At 71.9% G+C, this 21,145-nt stretch carries 18 protein-coding genes and 1 pseudogene; 7 read left to right on the forward strand and 12 right to left on the reverse strand.

Annotated elements, in window-relative coordinates:
• Nucleotides 1–28 precede the first annotated feature (28 nt).
• Nucleotides 29–829 (reverse strand): carbon-nitrogen family hydrolase, encoded by an 801-nt coding sequence (locus ACIBA9_RS23605; protein ID WP_399365893.1) that lies wholly within the window; start codon nt 827–829, stop codon nt 29–31.
• Between the two features lie 181 nt (nt 830–1,010).
• Between ACIBA9_RS23605 and ACIBA9_RS23610 the strand changes: the two genes are divergently transcribed.
• Both ACIBA9_RS23610 and ACIBA9_RS23615 read left to right on the forward strand, forming a co-directional pair.
• Entirely contained in the window at nt 1,011–1,835 is an 825-nt protein-coding gene (locus tag ACIBA9_RS23610; RefSeq protein ID WP_399365895.1) for a maleylpyruvate isomerase family mycothiol-dependent enzyme, read from the forward strand.
• 71 nt (nt 1,836–1,906) lie between these two features.
• Nucleotides 1,907–2,665, forward strand: coding sequence for an SAM-dependent methyltransferase (locus ACIBA9_RS23615; RefSeq protein ID WP_399365897.1), 759 nt, complete (start codon nt 1,907–1,909; stop codon nt 2,663–2,665).
• Between the two features lie 19 nt (nt 2,666–2,684).
• On the opposite strand, the gene ACIBA9_RS23620 is transcribed toward ACIBA9_RS23615, so the two are convergent.
• Together ACIBA9_RS23620 and ACIBA9_RS23625 are read right to left on the reverse strand one after the other, a co-directional pair.
• Nucleotides 2,685–3,983: a nitrate/nitrite transporter gene (locus ACIBA9_RS23620; RefSeq protein WP_399365899.1), complete on the reverse strand. Its 1,299-nt coding sequence runs from the start codon at nt 3,981–3,983 to the stop codon at nt 2,685–2,687.
• The gene (locus ACIBA9_RS23625; RefSeq protein WP_399365901.1) at nt 3,980–4,654 is read right to left on the reverse strand and encodes a GntR family transcriptional regulator; all 675 of its coding nucleotides are present in this window, start codon (nt 4,652–4,654) and stop codon (nt 3,980–3,982) included. The genes ACIBA9_RS23620 and ACIBA9_RS23625 overlap by 4 nt, the downstream gene beginning before the upstream one ends.
• A gap of 216 nt (nt 4,655–4,870) precedes the next feature.
• On the opposite strand from ACIBA9_RS23625, the gene ACIBA9_RS23630 reads away from it, so the two are divergent.
• Nucleotides 4,871–5,773 (forward strand): D-alanyl-D-alanine carboxypeptidase family protein, encoded by a 903-nt coding sequence (locus ACIBA9_RS23630; protein WP_399365903.1) that lies wholly within the window; start codon nt 4,871–4,873, stop codon nt 5,771–5,773.
• 109 nt (nt 5,774–5,882) lie between these two features.
• Here the strand turns inward: ACIBA9_RS23630 and ACIBA9_RS23635 are convergent, their stop codons facing one another.
• Genes ACIBA9_RS23635 through pdhA form a run of 3 tightly spaced genes read right to left on the reverse strand, consistent with a single transcriptional unit; the run spans nt 5,883 to nt 9,538 of the window.
• Nucleotides 5,883–7,316, reverse strand: a complete 1,434-nt coding sequence (locus ACIBA9_RS23635; RefSeq protein ID WP_399365905.1) for a dihydrolipoamide acetyltransferase family protein — start codon at nt 7,314–7,316, stop codon at nt 5,883–5,885.
• Nucleotides 7,317–7,326: 10 nt separating this feature from the next.
• A complete protein-coding gene (locus tag ACIBA9_RS23640; RefSeq protein WP_393899388.1) occupies nt 7,327–8,304 on the reverse strand; it encodes an alpha-ketoacid dehydrogenase subunit beta in 978 nt (325 codons plus the stop codon).
• Between the two features lies 1 nt (nt 8,305).
• A complete protein-coding gene (gene pdhA / locus ACIBA9_RS23645; RefSeq protein ID WP_399365907.1) occupies nt 8,306–9,538 on the reverse strand; it encodes a pyruvate dehydrogenase (acetyl-transferring) E1 component subunit alpha in 1,233 nt (410 codons plus the stop codon).
• Between the two features lie 422 nt (nt 9,539–9,960).
• On the opposite strand from pdhA, the pseudogene ACIBA9_RS23650 reads away from it, so the two are divergent.
• Nucleotides 9,961–10,086, forward strand: a pseudogene (locus ACIBA9_RS23650) (DNA-binding response regulator); the annotation flags it as partial.
• A gap of 223 nt (nt 10,087–10,309) precedes the next feature.
• Nucleotides 10,310–11,326 (forward strand): phosphotransferase, encoded by a 1,017-nt coding sequence (locus tag ACIBA9_RS23655; protein ID WP_399365909.1) that lies wholly within the window; start codon nt 10,310–10,312, stop codon nt 11,324–11,326.
• 64 nt (nt 11,327–11,390) lie between these two features.
• On the opposite strand, the gene ACIBA9_RS23660 is transcribed toward ACIBA9_RS23655, so the two are convergent.
• Nucleotides 11,391–13,028 (reverse strand): protein kinase, encoded by a 1,638-nt coding sequence (locus ACIBA9_RS23660; protein WP_399365911.1) that lies wholly within the window; start codon nt 13,026–13,028, stop codon nt 11,391–11,393.
• Nucleotides 13,029–13,372: 344 nt separating this feature from the next.
• On the opposite strand from ACIBA9_RS23660, the gene ACIBA9_RS23665 reads away from it, so the two are divergent.
• Nucleotides 13,373–15,022 (forward strand): protein kinase, encoded by a 1,650-nt coding sequence (locus ACIBA9_RS23665; protein ID WP_399365913.1) that lies wholly within the window; start codon nt 13,373–13,375, stop codon nt 15,020–15,022.
• Between the two features lie 134 nt (nt 15,023–15,156).
• On the opposite strand, the gene ACIBA9_RS23670 is transcribed toward ACIBA9_RS23665, so the two are convergent.
• Nucleotides 15,157–15,696, reverse strand: a complete 540-nt coding sequence (locus tag ACIBA9_RS23670; RefSeq protein WP_362149889.1) for a bacterial proteasome activator family protein — start codon at nt 15,694–15,696, stop codon at nt 15,157–15,159.
• A gap of 175 nt (nt 15,697–15,871) precedes the next feature.
• On the opposite strand from ACIBA9_RS23670, the gene ACIBA9_RS23675 reads away from it, so the two are divergent.
• Entirely contained in the window at nt 15,872–16,633 is a 762-nt protein-coding gene (locus ACIBA9_RS23675; RefSeq protein ID WP_399365915.1) for a hypothetical protein, read from the forward strand.
• Between the two features lie 46 nt (nt 16,634–16,679).
• Here ACIBA9_RS23675 and ACIBA9_RS23680 read toward each other — a convergent pair whose 3' ends face one another.
• The 4 genes from ACIBA9_RS23680 to ACIBA9_RS23695 form a co-directional block, all read right to left on the reverse strand.
• Nucleotides 16,680–17,660, reverse strand: coding sequence for an NAD(P)H-quinone oxidoreductase (locus ACIBA9_RS23680; protein ID WP_362149887.1), 981 nt, complete (start codon nt 17,658–17,660; stop codon nt 16,680–16,682).
• Between the two features lie 114 nt (nt 17,661–17,774).
• Complete coding sequence (locus tag ACIBA9_RS23685; RefSeq protein WP_362149886.1) at nt 17,775–18,881, reverse strand: potassium channel family protein; 1,107 nt, start codon at nt 18,879–18,881, stop codon at nt 17,775–17,777.
• Nucleotides 18,869–20,230, reverse strand: a complete 1,362-nt coding sequence (locus ACIBA9_RS23690) for a molybdopterin molybdotransferase MoeA (RefSeq protein ID WP_399365918.1) — start codon at nt 20,228–20,230, stop codon at nt 18,869–18,871. Before ACIBA9_RS23690 ends, ACIBA9_RS23685 begins: the two co-directional genes overlap by 13 nt.
• The gene (locus tag ACIBA9_RS23695) at nt 20,227–21,138 is read right to left on the reverse strand and encodes a DUF6457 domain-containing protein (protein WP_399365920.1); all 912 of its coding nucleotides are present in this window, start codon (nt 21,136–21,138) and stop codon (nt 20,227–20,229) included. The genes ACIBA9_RS23690 and ACIBA9_RS23695 overlap by 4 nt, the downstream gene beginning before the upstream one ends.
• Nucleotides 21,139–21,145: the final 7 nt, after the last annotated feature.

Genomic DNA, 21,145 nt, shown 5'->3' on the forward strand with positions numbered 1-21,145 from the left:
CCCCGGGAGGCGGGCGGGCCGGTGGGCGCTACGCCTGGGCGTGGGGCGGGCGCAGGCCGAGGACCCGGTCCTTCAGCGCCGGGAACTGCTCACGGGTGGCCGCCACCTTCGCGGGGTCGAAGTCGACCGTGAGGATCTCCTCGCCGGAGCCCGCCTCGGCGAGTACCTCGCCCCACGGATCCACCACGATCGAGTGACCCGCCTGCGGAACCCCCGCATGGGTCCCGGCCGTTCCACAGGCGAGCACGAACGCCTGGTTCTCCACCGCCCGCGCCCGAGCCAGCAGCGTCCAGTGCGCGCGTCGCCGTTCGGGCCAGCCCGCCGGGAGCACCAGCACCTCGGCGCCGGCGTCGACGAGAGCGCGGAAGAGTTCGGGGAAACGGAGGTCGTAGCAGGTGCCCAGACCGAGCGTGGTCTCCGGCAGCCGCACCGTCGCCAGGTCCCGCCCGGCGCCCATCAGGACGGCCTCGCCCCGGTCGAAACCGAAGCGGTGAATCTTGCGGTAGACGGCGGCCCGGTCACCGGAGGGGGTGAAGACGAGGGAGGTGTTGTAGAGGGTGCCGTCGTCCGCGCGCTCGGGAACGGACCCCGCGTGCAGCCATACGCCCGCGTCGCTCGCCGCCTTGGCCATCGCCTCGTGCGTCGGCCCGTCGAGCGGCTCGGCCTCCCGGCCGAACTCCTCGTAGGCGAAGGCGCCGGTGGTCCACAGCTCGGGCAGTACCACGAGGTCGGCGCCGGACTGCTCCCGGACCAGCGCGGCCGCCCGCCGCCGCCGGGAGTCGACCGATTCGCCCTCGTCCACGGCGATCTGGATCAGCGAGGCGCGCACACTACCACCGTCCTGGCATTCGAGTCGTCCACACAGGCCTACGATCGTCACACGAAAGCACTGCCGGGGTGCCTTCCAGCAGCGTAACTTAACGTCCCAAGACACCCGCCGAGTGCAGCCACCGCGCTGGCAACGCCGCCACAACCTGCCCGTGTACCGAACGCCGAGGGGTCCCGTTTCCGTGAGTCTGCATCCCACCCTCCAGCCCTACGCCGACGCCTGGTCGCACTCCATCGAGGCGATATCCGAGATGGTGCAGTCGCTCGCCGACGGCGAGTGGAACCGGCGGACCCCGTGCCCGGGCTGGTCGGTGCGGGACATCGTGTCCCATGTGATCGGCCTGGACTGCGAGATCCTCGGCGACCCGCGCCCCATCCACTCCCTGCCCAGCGACCTCTTCCACGTCGCCACCGAGCACCAGCGCTATATGGAGATGCAGGTCGACGTCCGTCGTCACCACACGGCGCCGGAGATGACGGCCGAGCTGGAGTACACGGTCATCCGCCGCAATCGCCAGCTGCGCAACGAGTCCCGGGACCCCGGCACCAAGGTGCGCGGCCCGCTGGGCACGGAGGTCACCCTCGAAGAGGCCTACCGCATGCGGGCGTTCGACGTGTGGGTGCACGAACAGGATCTGCGCGCGGCCCTCGGGCGGCCCGGCAACCTCGACTCGCCGGGCGCGTACGTCGTCCGGGACGTGCTGCTGGAGGCGCTGCCCAAGGTCGTCGCGAAGGGAGCGGACGCGCCGCGCAGTTCGGCGGTCGTGTTCGACGTACACGGGCCGGTGGAGTTCCTGCGCACGATCCGCGTAGACATCCAGGGCCGCGGCTCCCTGGAGACCGCGCCGGCCCTCGGCCCCGCCGCCACCCTCACCCTCGACTGGGAGACCTACGTCCGCCTCGCCTGTGGCCGGACCACCCCCGAGGCGGTCGCGGACCGGGTGAAGACGGTGGGCGACCAGGACCTCGCCTCGGCGATCCTGCGCAACTTCGCGGTGACGCCGTAGAAGAGCCGCCGACGGCGGGCGCCCTCGTAAACCGGTGGTGTGCGGACCCGGGTGGCGCATAGCGTCCCGGGATGACCGACACCCCGCCCCGCCTGAGCCGACTCGTCTTCCACGGTCCCCTCTCCGAACCCCGTGCGGACGGCATGGTCCGCCGCCTGGCGGCGACCCGACCCCGCAGCGTGCTGGACATCGGCTGCGGCTGGGCCGAGATGCTGCTGCGCCTCCTGGCCGCCGTACCGGAAGCCAAGGGCACCGGCATCGACATCGACGGCGAGGACCTGACGAGGGCGCGGCGCAACGCCGGGGCGCGCGGACTCGACGACCGGGTGGAGTTCGTCGAGGAGTCGGCCCTGGGGACGCCGCGCGGCCCCGCCGACGTGGTGCTGTGTCTCGGCGCGAGCCAGGCCCTGACCACGGCCGAGCCGTCCACCGCCGAGGCGCTGCGCGAGCTGCGCCGGCTGGTGAACGACGGCGGGCGCGTCCTGCTCGGCGAGGGCTTCTGGGAGCGGCCGCCCACCGAGAGCGAGCTGTCCGGCATGTGGCCGGGCGCCGCCGCCTCGGACCACCACGACCTCGCCACCCTGCTCGACCTGGCCGTCGAGGCGGGCTTCCGGCCGGAGTGGACCGAGACGGCCGACCGCCGGGAGTGGGAGGAGTTCGAGTCGGGGTACCAGGCGGATCTGGAGGTCTGGCTCGCCGGGCACCCGGAGCATCCCCTGGCCGCCGGGACCCGTGAGCGCCTGGACCGGCACCGCGCCCAGTGGATGAGCTACCGGGGCGTCCTCGGAATCGCCTACCTCACCCTCGTACCGGTGACGGCGGCCGGCTGACCTCGCTGCGTGCCCGCGGTCAGGCCGCGGGCACGTGCACCGTCTCCACGCGACTCGCCACCAGGCGTTCGCGCTCGCGGCGGACGGCCCGGCCGCGCAGCCGGAGGATCTGGCTGACGCCCAGCGCCTGGAGGACGAACACGGCGGAGAAGGCGACGGTGTAGTCGTCGCCCGTGGCGTCCAGCAGCACGCCGATCGCGAACAGCGTCGTCATGGAGGCGAGGAAACCACCCATGTTGGTGATGCCGGACGCGGTGCCCTGTCGCTCGGGCGGGTTGGCCGGGCGGGCGAAGTCGAAGCCGATCATCGAGGCCGGACCGCACGCCCCGAGCACCGCGCACAGCACCACCAGCAGCCACATCGGCGCGTGCTCGGCCGGGTAGGCCAGCGTCACCGCCCACAGCGTCGCCGTCGCCCCGACCGTGCCGAGCGCGAGCGGCAGCCGGGCCGCGTGGTGCCGGGCGATGATCTGCCCGTAGACGAGCCCGATGACCATGTTGGACAGCACGACCAGGGTGAGCAGCTCACCGGCCGTGGCCCGGCTGAGCCCCTGGGCCTGGACGAGGAACGGCAGGCCCCACAGCAGCAGGAACACCATCGCCGGGAACTGGGTGGTGAAGTGCACCCACAGTCCGAGGCGGGTGCCCGGCTCCCGCCAGGACGCGGCGATCTGCCGCCGGACGTAGGCCGAGCCCTGGTGCGAGAGCGGTTCGGGCGCGTACCCCTCGGGGTGGTCCTTGAGGAAGAGCAGCGTCAGGACCAGGACGATCACGCCGGCGAGCGCGCTGCCCGCGAACGCGGGGGTCCAGCCGATGCCGTGCAGCATCCGGGCGATGACCAGGGTGGAGACGAGATTGCCCGCCATGCCGACCAGGCCCGCGAGCTGCGCGACCACGGGCCCGCGCCGGGCCGGGAACCAGCGGGTGCCGAGCCGCAGCACGCTGATGAAGGTCATCGCGTCGCCGCAGCCCAGCAGCGCCCGGGAGGCGAGCGCGGTGCCGTAGGAGGGGGAGAAGGCGAAGCCCAGCTGTCCGGCGGTGAACAGCACGGCGCCGATGCTCAGCACCTTCTTGGTGCCGAGCCGGTCGACCAGCAGGCCGACGGGTATCTGCATACCGGCGTAGACCAGCAGCTGGAGGATCGAGAAGGTCGACAGGGCGGAGGCGTTGACGTGGAAGCGGTCGGCCGCGTCCAGACCGGCGACGCCCAGCGAGGTGCGGAAGATCACGGCGACGAAGTAGACGGCGACGCCTATGGACCACACGGCGACGGCCCGGCGACCGCCCGGCGGATCACCCGGGAGGGTGGCGTTGTTCATCGGGCCTCACCCCGCGCCAGATGCGAGAACCAGCCCACGTGCCGGTGCACGACCTCGACGGCGGCCTCGGCGTCCCCGGCGCGCAGCGCCCGCAGGATCTCCTCGTGCTCGCTGAGCGTCTTGGCGATCCGGTCGGGGTGGGAGTGCATGACGGCCACCCCCATCCGCAGCTGGCGGTCGCGCAGCTGGTCGTACAGCCGGGAGAGGATCTCGTTGCCGCCGCTGCGCACGATCTCGGCGTGGAAGCAGCGGTCGCTCACGGCGGCCGCGGCGAAGTCACCGGCGGCGGCCTGTGCCTTCTGCTGCTCCAGCAGCCGCGTCAGCCGCTCCAGCAGGGCGGGCGGGGCGGGGACGGCCTTGCGGGCGGCGTGTTCCTCCACCAGCAGCCGCGTCTCCACCACATCGGCGATCTCCTGCGCGGAGACCGGCAGCACCAGTGCGCCCTTCTTCGGATAGAGCCGGATCAGGCCCTCCACCTCCAGCCGGAGCAGCGCCTCCCGCACTGGTGTGCGCGAGACTCCGACGGCCTCGGCCAGCTCACCCTCCGTGAGGAGGGTTCCGCCTTCGTAGCGGCGGTCGAGGACGCCCTGCTTCACGTGGGCGTAGACGCGCTCGGCGGCAGGCGGCTGCTTGAGGGGCTGTGGCGCGGGGTGCTCGACGGCCGTGTTCATGCCGACAGGATAGATACATCACGCACCCATGGGGGAGCGCTGTCCATCATGCGGACCGCGCGGGGGTCCGCCCGAACCCGAGCGCCGGGAAATTTATCGCAACGACCGCACAACCTTGTGTGCTAGTTACGTGTCACACACGTGCGGCCCTATTTTCTGTGCCACCTCAACTAGGCCGCACACCAGGGGCATTCAAGACAATCGGGGTATCTCACTTTGATTACCGGCATTAAGGGCAACCGCATCCGCCGCGCCGCGGCCGTCGCCGTCACCTCCGGCGCGCTGCTCGCCACCGGGGCCCTCACCGCGGCTCCCGCGCAGGCCGTCACGGCGCCCTCGATCGTGGCCAAGGGCGGCTACGTGATGAACAACGCGAACGGCTCGACGCTGTTCAACAAGAAGATGGACACGCAGCTCGCCACCGGCTCCACCACCAAGATCATGACCGCCAAGGTCGTGCTCGCGCAGTCGAACCTCAACCTCGACTCCAAGGTCACGATCCAGAAGGCGTACAGCGACTACGTCGTCAAGAACAACGCCTCCCAGGCGCACCTGATCGTCGGCGACAAGGTCACCGTCCGCCAGCTGCTGTACGGCCTGATGCTGCCGTCCGGCTGCGACGCCGCCTACGCGCTCGCCGACAAGTACGGCACCGGCTCCACCCGCGACAAGCGCGTGGCCAACTTCATCGGCAAGATGAACACCGCCGCCAAGAGCCTGGGCCTGACGAGGACGCACTTCGACTCCTTCGACGGCATCGGCAACGGCAACAACTACTCGACGCCGCGCGACCTGACGAAGATCGCCAGCAGCGCGATGAAGAGCGCCACCTTCCGCACGGTCGTCAAGACGAAGCACTACACCGCCAAGACGATCACCAAGACCGGCAGCATCCGCACGATGAAGACCTGGGACAACACCAACGGGCTTCTCAACAGCTACAGCGGCACCATCGGTGTGAAGACCGGCTCGGGCCCCGAGGCCAAGTACTGCCTGGTCTTCGCCGCGACCCGCAACGGCAAGACGATCATCGGCACGGTCCTCGCCTCCTCCTCCATCCCCCAGCGCGAGGCGGACGCGAAGAAGCTCCTGAACTACGGTTTCGCCAAGCTCGGCTGACGCGCCCTCGGGACACCCGGGTCCGCCCGGGTGTCCCGGCGCGAGAAGGGCCGCGCACCCGAACCGGGTGCGCGGCCCTTCCGCTGTCCCTACCGTCGCGCCGAGCCCGTCACGCCCAGGTGATCAGGCGCTTGGGCTGCTCCAGGATCGCCGCCACGTCGGCCAGCACCTTCGAGCCCAGTTCCCCGTCCACCAGGCGGTGATCGAAGCTGAGCGCCAGGGTGGTGACCTGGCGGGGCTTCACCTTGCCCTTGTGGACCCAGGGCTGGAGCTTGATCGCGCCGACCGCCAGGATCGCGGACTCCCCCGGGTTGAGGATCGGCGTGCCGGTGTCGACACCGAAGACACCCACATTGGTGATGGTCACCGTGCCGCCCTGCATCGCGGCCGGCGAGGTCTTCCCCTCACGGGCCGTCGACACCAGCTCGCCCAGGGACTCCGCCAGCTGCGGCAGCGTCTTGGCCTGGGCGTCCTTGATGTTCGGCACGATCAGACCGCGCGGGGTCGCCGCAGCGATGCCCAGGTTGACGTAGTGCTTGCGCACGATCTCCTGGTTCGCCTCGTCCCAGGCCGCGTTGACGTCCGGGTTGCGCTTGATGGCGACCAGCAGGGCCTTGGCGATCAGCAGCAGCGGGTTCACCCGCAGCCCCTGCATCTCCTTGTCCTGCTTCAGCTCCTCGACCAGCTTCATGGTGCGGGTCACGTCGACCGTCACGAACTCCGTGACGTGCGGGGCCGTGAACGCCGAGCCGACCATCGCGGCCGCCGTCGCCTTGCGCACCCCCTTGACCGGGACGCGCGTCTCGCGCGCTCCGTCGTAGGTCGCGGCCGGTGCGACGGCCGGGCGGGCCGCAGGGGCCGCGGCCGCCGGTTCGGGGGCGGCCGCCGAAGCAGCCGTCGGGACGGCCGCCGCGTGGACGTCCTCGCGCGTGATGACACCGTCCGGGCCGGACGGGGTGATCACGGCCAGGTCCACGCCGAGGTCCTTGGCGAGCTTGCGCACCGGCGGCTTGGCCAGCGGGCGGGGCTTCTCCGCGAGCCCGGCGTGACCGTGGCCGTTCAGCTCCGTCTGGACCGCCTGGGCGGGCACGGCGGCGGCGGTCTCGGCGCCCTTGCGGGGCCGGCGCTTGGTGGAGGAGGTGGCCACGCCGTAACCGACGAGGACCGGCTGGCGGACCTCCTTCTTCGGTTCCTCGGCCGGCCGCGCGGGGGCGGCGGCCGGCTGTGCGGGGGCCGCGGGCTCGGCCTCGGGCTGCTCGGCGGGTGTCCGCGCCGCCGCGCCGCCCGCCACGTCCACCGTGATGATGGCCGTACCCACGTCCACCGTGGTGCCCTCGGGGAAGCGCAGTTCCCGGACCACGCCGTCGTAGGGGATGGGGAGTTCGACGGCCGCCTTGGCGGTCTCGACCTCGCACACCACCTGTCCGTCGGTGACCGTGTCACCGGGCTGCACGTACCACTTGAGGATCTCGGCCTCGGTGAGTCCCTCACCGACGTCCGGCATCTTGAACTCGCGTACGGACGCATCCGTCATCGTCGTCACGACCCTCTCCTCAGTACGCCAGCGAGCGGTCGACGGCGTCGAGCACGCGGTCCAGGTCCGGCAGGTACTCCTCCTCCAGGCGGGCCGGCGGGTACGGCGCGTGGTAGCCGCCGACCCGGAGCACCGGGGCCTCCAGGTGGTAGAAGCAGCGCTCGGTGATCCGCGCGGCGATCTCGGCGCCCGAGCCGAAGAACACCGGCGCCTCGTGCACCACGACCAGCCGGCGGGTCTTCTCCACGGACGCCTGGATCGCGTCGAAGTCCAGCGGCGACACCGAGCGCAGGTCCAGGACCTCCAGGGACTTGCCCTCCTCGGCCGCGGCGTCGGCGACCTGCTGGCAGAGCTTCACCATCGGGCCGTAGGCGGCCAGGGTGAGGTCGGTGCCCTCGCGGACCACCTCGGCCTTGTGGAGCGGGGCCGGGATGGCCTCGGTGTCGACCTCGGACTTGTCCCAGTAGCGGCGCTTGGGCTCGAAGTAGATCACCGGGTCGTCGCTCTGGATGGCCTGCTGCATCATCCAGTACGCGTCCGAGGCGTTCGACGGGGAGACGATCTTCAGTCCGGCCACGTGGGCGAACAGCGCCTCGGGGGACTCCGAGTGGTGCTCGACCGCGCCGATGCCGCCGCCGTAGGGGATGCGCACCACGACGGGCATCTTCACCTTGCCCAGCGAGCGGGCGTGCATCTTGGCGAGCTGGGTGACGATCTGGTCGTAGGCCGGGAAGACGAAGCCGTCGAACTGGATCTCCACCACCGGGCGGTAGCCGCGCAGGGCGAGGCCGATCGCGGTGCCCACGATGCCGGACTCGGCCAGCGGGGTGTCGATGACCCGGCTCTCACCGAAGTCCTTCTGCAGGCCGTCCGTCACACGGAAGACACCGCCGAGCTTGCCGACGTCCTCGCCCATGACGAGGACCTTGGGGTCGGCCTCCAGGGCGCGGCGCAGCGACTCGTTGATGGCCTTGGCCATCGCCATCTTCTCGGCCATGTCAGTGACCCCCTTCTACGTCCGCGAACGACGCCTGGTAGGCGGCGAACTGCGCCCGCTCCTCGTCGACGAGCGCGTGTCCGTCCGCGTACGCGTTCTCGAAGATGGCGAACCGGTCCGGGTCGGGCATGGCGCGGACCGCTTCGCGCACTCGTTTGCCCAACGCCTCGGACTCCGTCTCGAGTTCCGCGAAGAATCCCTCTTCCGCGTGGTTTGAGGCCTCCAGGTACCGGCGCAGGCGCAGGATCGGGTCCTTCGCCTCCCAGGCGGCCCGCTCCTCGTCGCCCCGGTAGCGGCTGGGGTCGTCGGAGGTGGTGTGCGCGCCCATGCGGTAGGTGAACGCCTCGACCAGGGTGGGACCCTCGCCGTTGCGGGCCCGCTCCAGCGCCCACTTGGTGACCGCCAGACAGGCCAGCACGTCGTTGCCGTCCACCCGCACGCCCGGGAAGCCGAAGCCCTGTGCGCGCTGGTACAGCGGCACCCGGCTCTGCTTCTCGGTGGGCTCGGAGATCGCCCACTGGTTGTTCTGGCAGAAGAAGACCACCGGCGCGTTGTAGACCGCCGAGAAGGTGAACGCCTCGGCCACGTCGCCTTGGCTGGAGGCGCCGTCACCGAAGTAGGCGATGACGGCCGAGTCCGCGCCGTCCTTGGTGATGCCCATCGCGTAGCCGGTGGCGTGCAGCGTCTGGGAGCCGATGACGATCGTGTAGAGGTGGAAGTTGTTGCTGTTCGGGTCCCAGCCGCCGTTGTTCACACCGCGGAACATGCCGAGCAGGTTGGTCGGGTCCACCCCCCGGCACCAGGCGACACCGTGCTCGCGGTAGGTCGGGAAGACGTAGTCGTCCTCGCGGGTGGCCCGGCCGGAGCCGATCTGGGCGGCCTCCTGGCCCAGCAGCGAGGCCCACAGGCCCAGCTCGCCCTGGCGCTGCAGGGCGGTGGCCTCGGCGTCGAAACGGCGGGTGAGCACCATGTCGCGGTACAGACCGCGCAGCTCTTCCGCGGTGATGCCGGCGACGTAGGCGTCGTACTCGGCGTTCTTGACCCGCTTGCCCTCCGGGGTCAGAAGCTGCACCAGCTCGGGGGCGGTGCTCTTCTTCGCCGTGCTTCGGGTGGTGCGGCTGGTGCCGGTGGCTCCGGTCGCGTCACCGGTCGTGCCGGCCTTGCTGCCGGTGGTGCCGGCCTTGCCTGCGGCGCTGCGTCGCGGCTTGCGCGCGGCACTGCTGTCCACGGTCACGTGTGCTCCTCCGTCGTTCCGGCCCCCGGGGTTGCCGGTAGGCCAGTGCGGCTCACCTGTTGTCGACCACCGGGCACGGGGTGGGTGCCACTCGGCCGGGAACAGGCGTGACAAGGTGCCCCGGCGAGCGCCCTGCGACCATCACGTTACCCAGTGCTCCACATTTCTGTGAAACCCCACCTGACCTGCGTTTTTGCTTGGATTTCCAAGTAAGTCGAGAAGGTGGGCAAGCGTGCTGGTCACAGCCTTGCTCTTGGCCGGAGCTACCGCACGTTATCCCGCTCACCCAGGTCACGGGAAGAGTTTGCGTGTGAGACCGACTCAGCGCGCCCAAGGCGGACAAATCGGGTTCTTCTCCTTGACGATCATGAGGTCCGGCCCGCTGGACCCGCTCGCCACCGCGCGCGTGCAGGAGCGGTCGGATCGGCGAGCGGCTGCACCCGACGGAGAAAACGATCAAGAATTACGTCTCCGGGCCGCTCGCCGAACTCGATGTGCAACGACGTTCCCGAGCGCCCGCCTATGCCGCTCGGCCGCACGCGGAAAAGCACCGCGGCCCCCGAGGGACCATCGCGGGGAACGGCCCCGGGGATTTCTTTTTCCGCCCCCGAATTTCGCCGAACGGCCGAAAGGCAGGCCTCCGGAGAAAGCGTCGGAGCACCCTGTGACCGAAAGCGACCGACGGCGACTGCCTGTGACAAGCCGCAGCTCACAGGGGGGTTTTCGTGCCCTAGCATCTGGCGCGTGCCGCGCTCTTGTGTACCACCCCTCATGCCCCATGCGCCCCCTCTCGCCCCCTTGCTGCGCCTGTACGCCGCGGGGAGCGCCCTCACCTGTGAACCGGTCGACCAGGGCTTGCTCAACCGTGGCTACCGGCTGCGCACCACCCGCGGCCGCTACTTCCTCAAGCACCACTTCGACCCCGACACCGCCGACCCGGACGCCATCGAACACCGGCACCGGGCCACTCAGCGACTGGCCGACCTGGGGATGCCGGTGGCCCCGCCGCTGGCCCACCGCGAGGGGCGCACGGTCGCCGTCGTCGGCGGCCACGCCTACGCCCTGCACCCCTGGATCGACGGCAGGCACCGCCACGGCGGCCAGCTCACGCGCGCGCAGAGCGCACGCCTGGGGGCGCTGCTTGGCGCCGTACACGCCTGTCTGGAGCGCGTCATGCCCCCCAAGGGGCGCACTCGCCCGGCCACGAGCCCGCATCCCGTGGAGAGCGCCGACCCGGCCGACACCTACGCCCTCATCGACGACCTGCTCGCGCACGTCAGCCGGCACCGCCCGGCCGACGCCTTCGACGAGCTGGCCCGCCACCGCCTCCTGGAACGCCGGGACCTGCTGGAGCAGCACGCGGACCGGCGTCCGCCGCGCGGCGGTTCGGTGGGCTGGGTGCACGGCGACTTCCACCCGTTCAACCTGCTCTACAAGGACGACGCCCCGGCGGCCATCGTCGACTGGGACCGGCTCGGCGTGCAGCCCCGCGCCGAGGAGGCCGTACGCGCCGCCGCGATCTTCTTCGTACGGCCCGTCGGCGCCCTGGACCTGCCCAAGGTCCGGGCCTACGCGCGCGCGTACCGGCGCGCGGCCGGCGCCCCGCCCGCCGAGCTGGCGGCGGCCGTGCACCGGGTGTGGTGGGAGCGGCTGAACGACTTCTGGATGCTGCGCTGGCACTACGAGCGCGGCGACACGCGCGCGGACTGCCAGTTCCCGGCCGCCTCGGCGCTCGCGGTGTGGTGGACGCGCGAGTACGGGGCGGTCTGCGACGCGTTCGTACGGTGAACCGCGGGCCCCGGAGCGGGCCCGCGGGTCAGGGTGTAGTCGGTTCCGGCGCCGTCGGTGTTCTTCAACCGGCGGTGTCGCCCGTGCCGCCGTCCGTCGTGGTCCCCGCGGTGGTGCCGTCGGTGGTGTTGCCGGCGGTGGTGCCGTCCGTACTGGTGCCGGCGGTGGTGCCGTCCGTGGTGCCCTGGTCCGTGCCACCGGCCGCGGGGTCGGTGGACTGCGACTGCGAGGTCTGCGGGGCCGACGGCTCGTTGCTCGGCGGGGGGCTGGCCGGCTGGGACGGCGTGTACGACGGCGTGTACGACGGGGTCCAGTGCGAGCCGGTGCCGCCGGAGCCCGAGCCGTTGCCGGTCGAGGAATCCGTGGGCCGGCCGGTGTGGTCGTCGCTCGGCTTCGCGGCCGGCGAGTCGTCCTTCGTGTTCTTGGAGTGCGTCGTCGTCGGCTTGGTGTCGGTGCCGTTGCCGGAGCCGCCGCCGGAGCCGCCCGTGCCCTTGAGCGCCAGCGCGACACCCGCCGTGATCGCGATGACCGCGAGGACGGCGAGGATCCACATCTTGCCGCGCCCGCTGCCCTTGTTGCCGTGGCCCTCGAAACCGCCGTCGTCGCCGTTGCCGTACCCGGAGGGCAGGATCGGCTGCGGGATCTGCGCGGTGCCCGCGCCGAAGTCACCGGAGTGCTGCATCGCCGTCGTCCCGGCGAAACCGGCCGCCGGGGTGTTCCGGCCGCCGTGCGCCTCCACCGGGCCCGTGTTCCAGGTGCCGGTGTGCGCGCCCTGGTCGTACAGCATCTGCAGGCCGTACTGGACGAGGCCACGCATCTCCTCCGCCGTCTGGAACCGGTCGTCCGGCTCCTTGGCGAGGGAGCGCATCACCAGACCGTCCAGCTCCGGCGGACAACCGTCGGAGACCGCCGAGGGCGGCGTGGGGATGTCCTGGACGTGCTGGTAGACGACGGACAGGGGCGTCTCGCCGGTGAACGGCGGTCTGAGCGAGAGGAGTTCGTACAGCAGACAGCCGGTCGCGTACAGGTCGGAGCGGTGGTCGACGGCCTTGCCGAGCGCCTGCTCCGGGGAGAGGTACTGCGGGGTGCCCATGACCATGCCGGTCTGCGTCATCGTCGTGGACGCGCCGTGCAGGGCGCGGGCGATGCCGAAGTCCATGACCTTGACGGCGCCGCTGGAGGTGATGATGACGTTCGCCGGCTTGATGTCGCGGTGCACGATGCCGTGCTGGTGCGAGTAGGCGAGCGCCTCCAGCACCCCGGAGACGATGATCAGGGCCTGCTCGGGGCCCGGCGCCTCGGCGTTCATCAGCAGGTCGCGGATGGTGCGGCCCTCGACCAGCTCCATCACGATGTACGGCACGGACTGGCCGCCCACGTAGTCCTCGCCGGAGTCGTACACGGCGACGATCGCGTGGTGGTTGAGGCCGGCGACCGACTGGGCCTCACGCGTGAACCGGGCCTTGGAGACCGGGTCCTCGGCCAGGTCGGCGCGGAGCAGCTTGACCGCGACCGTACGGCCCAGGCGCACGTCCTCGGCCGCGAACACCTCGGCCATGCCACCCCGGCCGAGCCGGTGCGTGAGCCGGTACCGGCCGTCGCCGACGAGCCCTCCGTTGCCCCACATCTCCGGCGTCTCTGACATGCCGCCGCCAGTCGCCTCGGGGTCGGACGGGCCCTGGGCGCTGTGCGTCTGTGCCATCGGTCCTCGCCGTCGTTTCTGCCCGCGGTGCGCGCGGTGTAGTTACGGTCTCCGTCGGCCACGCTACAGCCTCCGCGGCGGCCTCCGGTCCGGATCCGGCGCCAGAACCGGCTTTGAGACGGACCGGTCATGAAACCCCCACCTCCGCCTCCCGTGCAAATTCCGTGTTCTGCTCGTGCCCCTGGAGTAACGCTTGCGCGACGCTTCTTTCGCGTACGGTCACGGAACGGGCACCGAGCTTGACGTGTCAGTGCCCTCGGGCAGACTTGGCCGGGAATGAGACATTCGATCAAGGCCTGTCCGCTGGGCGACGACGCCGGACGGCCAGTGGGGGACACGGAGAGATGAGCCAGGACGGCGCTCACGGCCGGTACGTGGGGCAGACGCTCGCCGGCGGCCGCTACCAACTGCGCGACTTGCTCGGCGAGGGCGGCATGGCCTCGGTGCACCTGGCGTACGACGCCGTGCTGGACCGCCAGGTCGCGATCAAGACGCTGCACACCGAGCTGGGCCGGGAGCAGGCCTTCCGCGAGCGCTTCCGCCGCGAGGCCCAGGCCGTGGCCAAGCTCACCCACACCAACATCGTCTCCGTCTTCGACACCGGCGAGGACACGCTGGCCGACGGCGCCTCCGGGGCCCCCACCGGGCTGCCGACGCCGTACATCGTCATGGAGTACGTCGAAGGCCGCCCGCTGGGCTCGGTCCTGGACGAGGACATCCGCCGGCACGGCGCGATGCCCGCCGACAAGGCGCTCAAGATCACCGCGGATGTGCTGGCGGCGCTGGAGATCAGCCACGAGATGGGGCTGGTCCACCGCGACATCAAGCCCGGCAACGTGATGATGACCAGGCGCGGCGTCGTGAAGGTCATGGACTTCGGCATCGCCCGCGCCATGCAGTCCGGTGTCACCTCGATGACCCAGACCGGCATGGTCGTCGGCACCCCGCAGTACCTCTCGCCCGAACAGGCCCTCGGCCGCGCCGTGGACGCCCGCTCCGACCTGTACTCGGTCGGCATCATGCTGTTCCAACTGGTCACCGGGCGGCTGCCTTTCGACGCCGACTCCCCGCTGGCGATCGCGTACGCGCACGTGCAGGAGGAGCCGGTGGCCCCCTCCTCGATCAACCGCGCGCTGCCGCCCGCGCTGGACGCCCTGGTCGCCCGCGCGCTGAAGAAGAACCCGAACGAGCGCTTCCCCACCGCCGAGGCCATGCGCGACGAGTGCCTGCGGGTCGCCGCCTCCGTCCAGGTCGCCCCGCCGAGCATCGTGCCGGGCGCGGGTCCGGTGCAGAGCGGCTCGGGTGTCGGCTCCGCGGTGTTCCCGCCGGTCGGCCAGACGGCCCCGACGCCTCCCGGACCGGTGCAGACGCCCTACCAGCCGAACCCGTACGGCGGGCCGTCCACCCCCGCCCCCACGCCCTCCTACGGCTATCCGCAGCAGGGCGGCTACCAGACTCCCCCGGTGGGCTACGGCCCGCAGGGCGCCACGGCCCCGCAGCCGTACACGATCTCGCCCCAGCAGCCGGGCACGCGGCCGTCCGGCGGCGGCCGGAGCAACAAGCCGGTGATCATCGGTTCGGCCGCCGTCGCGTTCGTCGTGGTCGCCGGACTGGTCCTCGCGCTGTCCCTGCGTGGCAGCGGCGACGACAAGGGCGGCAGCGGCGGCTCCAGCGCCTCGGCGGCCACCACCCACGAGCCGGGGGCGCGGGGTCCGGACCACTCACGGCGCATCGACAAGGCGAAGTGCACGGACCCGCAGGAGTCGTACGACGATCCGGACAAGATCCGGCTGCCCGACTTCCGCTACAAGGACATCACCTCGGTGAAGGAGTGTCTACAGGCGGCCGGCTGGACCGCGGACATCAAGAAGGTCGACGAGAACACCTGGGGCGAGGGGACCGTCATCGACCAGTTCCCCTCCGAGGACACGGACGTCGACCCCAAGAACCTCGGCAAGATCGAGCTGAGCGTCTCGACGGGCAACCCGCAGTAGCGTCGCGGTATCCACCCCGTCGACCCGCGCGTCCGGGTCCGCGGATCCATACGCCGAAGGGCCCGGCGGTGATCCGCCGGACCCTTTCAAGTGCCTTGATCGAGTGGGGTGGACGCGCTACGGACGCGGTCCGGTCACAGATACGGTCCGCCCGAGCGGCCGCCGGCGCGCGGGTCGTCGCCCTCGGGGCCGCCCACGCCCGGCGGGAGCGCTCGGCGCATCTGCTCCAACTGGGCCCGCGCGGCCATCTGCTGGGCGAACAGCGTCGTCTGGATCCCGTGGAAGAGTCCCTCCAGCCAGCCCACCAACTGCGCCTGCGCGATCCGCAGTTCCGCGTCGCTCGGAGTCGTCCCGTCGGTGAACGGCAAGGACAGCCGCTCCAGCTCCTCCACCAGCTCCGGGGCGAGGCCGTCCTCCAGCTCCTTGACGGAACTGCGGTGGATCTCCTTGAGCCGGGCCCGGCTCGCCTCGTCCAGAGGAGCCACGCGCACCTCCTCCAGGAGCTGCTTGATCATGCTGCCGATCCGCATCACCTTGGCCGGCTGCTCGACCTGCTCCGTCACCGGAATCTCGCGGGAGTCCTCGTCTCCGCCGGCGCCAATGGCCATGCCGTCCTGGCCCACGACCAGGATCTGGGGGTTCTCCGGCGACCGTTCGTTCCTCGGCATCTCCATGCCGCCATTCTCTCGCACGCCTACACCTCATCACCGTCGTGCCCCCTCATGGGGGTGATCCACCCTTTCCACCTGTCGGAGCAACCCGATATGCCCTTTAAGCCGTTGAATGTGAGGCTGGTTGCCGTCGGTCATCCATCAATCACGGCACTCGGGTTCCGGGGAGGTCACCGGCGTGACTCCATGGCTACGTCTCACGGTCCGCTGCGCACGGCTGCTGCTCATACTCACGGCCGCCGTGCCCGTCTACGGCGCCGTCGGCGGTTACGGCGCCTACGCCTACGCCCAGACGGGCCCCGGGCGCCTCACGACCGCCCGAGGCGCCTTGACGGCCCAACGAACCTCGACCGCCGAACGGGGCGAGGCCGCCGAGCAGCCTCTGACCGCCGAACGGGGCGCGATCGCCGAACGGGGTGAGGCCGCCGAGCGTCTGGGCCGTCCGGAGCTCGGGCGGTCGGACCACGCCGACCATCAGCGGCCGGCCCGGCCGGACGTCCCCGCCACCTCCGCCTCCGCTTCCGCCTCGGTCCGCCCCTCCCACCCTCGTAACCAGCCCCACCCTCGTACCGAGCCGTCACGGGCGGGGAGCCGAGCCGGTGAGGGGCGGATGCGGCCGGGCCGGCGGGACGGCCCCGCGACCGAGGTCGAAGGCGACGACGACCCGGCCGGCCAGGCACGGGACACCGACGCGGACGAGCCGGAGGAACCGGAGACCGCGGACGTCCCGGGCGGGTCGCCGGACGCCTCCGCGCCGCCCGAGAAGGCCGGCCTCGATCCCGACCGGCCCACGCAGGCGCCCGACGCCCAGGATCCGGTGAGCCAGGGCCAGCCCGCCACCGAACCGGTCCTCCAGATCCTGCCGCTGGGCAGCGGGCTGGTCCTGATCGGGCTCGGGCTGGGACTGGCTCTCCTGGCATTCAGGCTGCGCAAGGCGTGAGCCGGCCCAGAAGCCGGTCCGCGCCCTCCGCATCCCCCTCGAACCGCTAGGGCGCGACCAGCAACACCTTGCCGATGTGACCGCTCTCCTCCAGCACCCGGTGCGCCTCGGCCGCCTCCGGCATCGGCAGCTCCCGGTCCACGATCGGGCGCACATGCCCGGCGGCGATCAGCGGCCACACGTGCTCGCGTACGGCGGCCACGATCGTCGCCTTCTCGCCCAGCGGGCGCGCGCGCAGCGAGGTCGCGCTGATCGCGCCCCGCTTGGTCAGCAGCGCGCCGATGTTCAGCTCGCCCTTCGCGCCCCCCTGCATGCCGATGATGGCGAGACGGCCGTTGACGGCGAGCGCCTGGACGTTGCGGTCCAGGTAGGCGGCGCCCATGTTGTCGAGGATGACGTCGGCGCCCGCGCCGTCGGTGGCCTGCCGGACCTCGGCGACGAAGTCCTGCTCGCGGTAGTTGATCAGCACGTCCGCGCCCAGCTCGGCGCAGTAGTCCAGCTTCTCCTTGGAGCCCGCGGTCACCGCGACCTTGGCACCGACGGCCTTGGCGAGCTGGATCGCCATCGTGCCGATCCCGCTGGAGCCGCCGTGCACGAGGAGTGTCTCGCCGGGGCGCAGGTGGGCGATCATGAACACGTTGGACCACACGGTGCAGGTCACCTCGGGCAGCGCGGCCGCCCGGTCGAGGCCGACGTTCTCGGGCACCGGGAGCAGCTGCCCGGCCGGTACGGCGACCTTCTGGGCGTAGCCGCCGCCCGAGAGCAGCGCGCACACCTCGTCACCGACGCTCCAGCCGGACACCCCGGCGCCGAGCGCGACGATCCTGCCCGAGCACTCCAGGCCGGGATAGGGGGAGGCGCCGGGCGGCGGGTCGTAGAAGCCCTGGCGCTGCAGGACGTCGGCACGGTTGACGGCGCTGGCCACCACCTCGACCAGCACCTCGCCCTCGCCGGGCACCGGATCGGGGACCTCGGCCCACACCAGCGCCTCGGGGCCACCAGGTTCGGGAATCGTGATCGCATACATGGACGCGACGCTACCCCGCCAAGGGGCGCGGTCTCCGGGACAGCCCGCTCGTTTTCGGCAAGTCAGGGATTCCGCCGGTCGTGGGACGGCGGCCGGGTGTTCCGGCCCGGCCGCTCAGTCCCGGGGCAGCGGCCGGGTGTCCGGCCTGACCCGCGCGCCGGGGGAGACGCGCACGATGGTGATCAGCCGGTCGGTCAGCTGGAGAGGGCCGATGGACGGATCGTCGTAGCCCAGCACCCGGTGCCCGCGTACGACGCTGACCACCAGGTCGTCCGTCTCGCGCGGTCCCTTGCCCGCCTCGCCCCGGACGACCGGGCGTTCGATCAGGTCCAGGCCGCTGCCCTGCTGGATCAGGTCCTCCATGACCATGCCGGCCGCGGGACTGAGCACCGACAGGCCGAGCAGCCGGCCGGCCGCACCGGAGCTGGTGATGACGGCGTCGGCACCGGACTGCTTGAGCAGCGGGGCGTTCTCCTCCTCGCGGACGGCGGCCACGATCTTCGCGCCGTGGTTGAGCTGGCGGGCGGTGAGGGTGACGAGGACGGCGGTGTCGTCGCGCTGCGGGGCCACGATGATCTGGCGCGCCTTCTGCACCTCGGCCCGCTTGAGCACGTCACTGCGGGTGGCGTCGCCTATGACTCCGGCGTAGCCCTCGGCGGTCGCCGCGTCGATCACCTTGGAGCTGGGGTCCACGACGACCACCTGCTCCTTCTTCAACCCGGTCGCGCAGACGGTCTGGACGGCCGACCGCCCCTTGGTCCCGAAGCCGATGACGACGGTGTGGTCACGCAAGGTGGACCTCCAGCGGTTCAGCCGCCACTCCTCCCGGGTGCGTTCGGTGAGGACCTCCAGCGTGGTGCCGACCAGGATGATCAGGAACAGCACGCGCAGGGGCGTGATGACGAAGATGTTGGTGAGCCGGGCGCCGTCACTGACCGGGGTGATGTCGCCGTATCCGGTGGTGGAGAGGGTGACGGTCGCGTAGTAGAACGCGTCGAGCAGATCGACCGAACCGTCGGCGTTGTCGTTGTAGCCGTCACGGTCGACGTAGACGAGCAGTGCCGTGGCGACCAGCACCGCGAGAGCCATGAGCAGCCGTCTGACGACCTGGAGGATCGGGCGTTCCACCACCTGCTTCGGCAGTTTCACCCGCTGGGTCACCAGATGCTCGCCCGCCTGGCGGGCGATGGCGTCGTGGCCCGGAAGTTTCACGTGAAACACACCCCGATGCCGGCGGCGGCCCACGGCAGGTCCAGCAACTCCGCCTCCTCGCCCTGCCGGGCGCCGCCCGGCGGTACGACGGCCAGCGCGTCGGCGACGGCGATGCCGCGGAGCATGGCCGGGCCGTTGTAGTGCAGTGACTGGGCATGGTCGCCGCGCAGCACCACGGGAATGAGCCGGGTGTCGTTCGGGTGACCCTGTACGGCGTCCCTGAGGGACAGCGCGTACGGCTCGGGGGCGGGGTGGGCGGCGAGCGTACGCAGCAGGGGCTCGGCGAGTGTGAGCAGACCGGAGACGGCGGCGAGGGGGTTGCCGGGCAGGCCGACGAGGTGCTGGTTCTCCTTGACGCGGGCGAGCAGCATGGGGTGGCCGGGGCGGACTTTGACGCCGTCGACGAGGAGTTCGGCGCCGATGCCCTCCAGGATGGGGTGAACGTGGTCGACGGGGCCGGCCGCGGTGCCGCCGGTGGTGACGATCAGGTCGGCGTCGGAGCGGGTGACCGCCTTGCGCAGCGCCTGGGCGTCGTCCCCGATCCGGCGTACGGCGACGACCTCGGCGCCGAACGCGCGCAGCCAGGGCGGCAGCATGGGTCCGAGCGCGTCCCGGATCAGCCCGTCGTGCGGGAGTCCCTCGGTCAGCAATTCGTCGCCGAGCACGAGGACTTCCACGCGGGGGCGCGGTACGACGGTGACCGTGTCGTATCCGGCCGCCGCCGCGAGGCCCAGCACGGCCGGGGTGATCAGGGTGCCGACGGGCAGCAGTTGGTCGCCGCTGCGGCACTCCTGGCCGCGCGGACGGATGTCCTGGCCCTGCGCGATGTCGCGGGTGGAGTGGAGCTTGCCCTGGGCGTCCGTGCGGCCGTGCTCGCTGCGCAGGACGGCGGTGGCGTCGGCGGGGACGCGGGCGCCGGTCGCGATGCGGACCGCCTCGCCGTCGGTGAGTGGCTCGGGCTGCGCGTGTCCGGCGAGGACGCCCTCGTCGCGCACCTCCCAGGGGCCGGGTCCGGCGACCGACCAGCCGTCCATCGCGGAGGTGTCGAACGAGGGCAGGTCGGTGAGCGCTTCGAGGGGGGTGGCCAGGACCAGCCCGAGGGCGTCGCCGAGCGGCACGGACACGGGGGCGCGGCGGGCACCGGACCGCGCGGCGCGGGCGGCGATCTCGCGGGCCTGCGGCCAGGGGGTGGCGCGGTGCCGCTCGGACCCGTCGGTTCCTTCCGTCACCGGTTCATGCCGGGGGGTGGGGGCGATGCCGTCGTCCTTGGGTTCCCTCACCAGGGCCAAGGCCTCCTCGACGTCGAGGTCGTCGCTGTCCGCGGCGGGGGCGCCGACCTGGGTGCCGGGGGCCGTCATCCGGCGTCCGGGGCGCTCGGGTCCGCGCTCTTCACTTCCGTGCCTCCGTTGTCCTCTTGTTCCCACCGCAGGGCAAGCGCGGTGGCCTTCCGGGCGGCCTCGGCCACGGCCTGCGGGCCTCCTTCGGCCCGGGCGGCGGCGTAGCCGACGAGGAAGGTGGTCAGCGGGGCGGCGGGCCGGGCCACGCTGTGCGCGGCGTCCCGGGCCAGGTCGAGCAGGAGGTCGGTGTCGACGTCCAGGTCGATGCCCAGCTCGTCCTTGACTGCGGAGATCCATTCATCCAACACGTGCCCATGCTCCCTGATGCGTGCCCTGGCGTCGGCGATGTCGTCCCAGGTGTCGCAGTCGAACGACGCGAGCGGATCCGGGACGCGGGTGAGGTGGAGGGCGCCGGTGAGCCGGCGCAGGGGCAGTCCGGCGAGGCCGTCGTGCGCCTCGGCCAGGGCGGCCAGCTCCCGGCGCAGCGCGGCGGTGCGGTAGGCGGCCACGAGGGGCTGGTCGCGGCCCTCGCCGTCGGTGAGCAGCGCGCCCTCGGCGCCGGTGGCCGACAGGGCGTCCAGCAGGCGCCGCACGGTGACCTGTTGGAGGAAGGGCAGATCGGCGGAGAGGACGACGGTGTACTCGGCCGTGGTGAGCGGCAGCCCCGCCGCCAGCGCGGCGACGGGCCCGGCACCGGGCGGCTCCTCGCGCGCCCAGAGCACCGGCCGGACGGTGGGCCGGGGCGCGGCCACGACGACGGTCGTACGGGCACCGGCACAGGCCGCGAGCACCCGGTCGAGCAGCGCGCGGCCACCGACCCGCATACCGGGCTTGTCGGCACCGCCGAGCCGCCGGGCGGCACCACCGGCCGGTACGACGGCGTCGTACGGCACGGCGGCCCCGGTCGCGGCCGGAGGGTGAGGGCTCACCCCCCGA

The sequence above is a fragment of the Streptomyces sp. NPDC051452 genome (assembly GCF_044454765.1).
In the GTDB taxonomy this organism is placed as follows: domain Bacteria; phylum Actinomycetota; class Actinomycetes; order Streptomycetales; family Streptomycetaceae; genus Streptomyces.